Consider the following 334-nt stretch of genomic DNA (forward strand, 5'->3'; position numbering starts at 1 on the left):
ACCCAGTTCAGCACGAATGCAGTCAATAATATCCTGCATTCCCCCTTCCGTGGGGTACAGCGACACATACAGCGGTAGCCCGTCTGCCAGAGCATCAGTATCAAGATAATGATCCAACAGCGCTGTCAGGGGCTCATCTGACAACAACGGCTGAGCCATCAGATTGTCAAACCCGTTGAGTATCGATATATGGCGAAGAAGCGTCGTAAGCAGTGCTCCTGCACGTCCGGGGATCTGGCAGAGGTTCATTGCCTGGAACAATTTTTTCAGCAATGAAAAGTAAACCAATCTGTTTACCGACAGCACCTGATTATTCCCCAGATGATCCCAGAGC

1 protein-coding gene is annotated in these 334 nt (G+C 50.0%); it reads right to left on the minus strand.

Annotated elements, in window-relative coordinates; genetic code table 11:
- Positions 1 to 334, minus strand: a 334-nt coding sequence (locus tag LZP73_RS19585) for a hypothetical protein (RefSeq protein WP_234236589.1), incomplete at both ends; no start/stop codon positions are given.

Source organism: Shewanella sp. AS16 (assembly GCF_021412365.1).
Lineage (GTDB): Bacteria > Pseudomonadota > Gammaproteobacteria > Enterobacterales > Shewanellaceae > Shewanella > Shewanella salipaludis.